Origin of the sequence: Actinokineospora sp., assembly GCF_050699995.1 — a bacterium.
GTDB lineage: Bacteria > Actinomycetota > Actinomycetes > Mycobacteriales > Pseudonocardiaceae > Actinokineospora.
Genome location: NZ_JBOHGC010000213.1, coordinates 1 through 1,226, shown reverse-complemented (window position 1 = coordinate 1,226; position 1,226 = coordinate 1). Strand labels below are relative to the sequence as shown.

General features: G+C 70.6%; 1 protein-coding gene. It reads right to left on the bottom strand.

The genetic code is table 11. The features are described 5' to 3' along the window. Positions 1-761: ETX/MTX2 family pore-forming toxin (locus ACRDSQ_RS11840; protein ID WP_431420938.1), on the bottom strand; the 761-nt coding region annotated here is incomplete at its 3' end. Positions 762-1,226: the final 465 nt, after the last annotated feature.

Genomic DNA, 1,226 nt, shown 5'->3' with positions numbered 1-1,226 from the left:
GTCCCGACCCGCGAAGTGAACCTCCCGCTGGTGACGAAGGTGCGGTCGGCGACGTTGGGCAGGTATTGGCTGAGCTGCTTCTCGAACGACATGCCGAAGTCGACGCCGCCGTAGGTCAGTCCCTTGGCGTAGACCGTACCGTCGACGACCACGGGCGCGGTCCAAGTGGCGGTGGCGCTTGACGGCGTGACCACCAGCGAAGCGTAGGTCGACATGTGGGGGCTGACGTTGACGTTGACGGTCCGCGACCAGGATTTGTCGCGGGTCGACGTGGTGGTGGCGGTGCTGCTCAGCGAGACCTCGGTCGAGAGGGTGGTGCCGGCCTCGACGCCGGCCGGCAGCCCCACCGAGAGCGACACTTCGACGCCCACCGACAATGCCTTGGTGGTGGAGTATTCGAAGGTGTCGGTGTAGGTGTCGGTCAGCGTCGAGCTCCAGGACTGCGGCTCCGACGTGCTGTTGGTCCACAGCAGGTGGTCGAGGGACTCCGGGTTGCCGGCCACCAGCTGAGTGCCGGTCCAGGCGAGCTGGTTGGCATCCGCCGTCGTCGAGTACACCATGATGAGCACGTTGGCGGCGGACCAGTCCGCGGGCACCGTGCCGTAGCCCGTCCACGCCGGCGCGCCCGTGGCCTTGCCCCGGATCTGCGCCGCGATCTTGTCCTGCATGTCGCTCATGAAGTCCGAGCGGGCCGGTACGGCCAGCGCGGTGCCCAGCACGAGGATCGCGATGACCACCTTGGCTGCGAGTCGAGTCGCCATCGAGGGGACCTCCCTTGTTACCGAAACCGTCCACAGCGAGGAGCAGCAGCCACGCGGCCCTGCTCTCGGAAGGGAGGGAACCTGACGCGGGCCGCGTCCCGGGTGGGCAGCGACGGAGAGCAGCGCCGCGAGCTAGAGGGTGCGGGGCGCATTGTAACGCCGAGGGCGGCGCCCTGCACGGCGTGCCGTGGTGCCCCGGGGCCTCGCACAAGCGCTCTGCCACTTCGAGCTCGCCCCTGACCGGGCTCATCGAGGAGGGCGCGCCCGGCCGCCCGCGTCGACGTCCGCGGCCCACCGCCGCGGAAGCCGCGCGGCACGTGCCCAGGCTGCAGGTGCCACGTCGAGGTGCGTGTTACGCTGCCCTCCCATGCGGCGAGGCGCTGGACGCGCGGCCCTTCTCGGCGGGGTCGTGGCGAGCTGTCTCGGCGGCGCGTTGCTCGGCGGCGGCCGGGCCTCCGCGCAGGA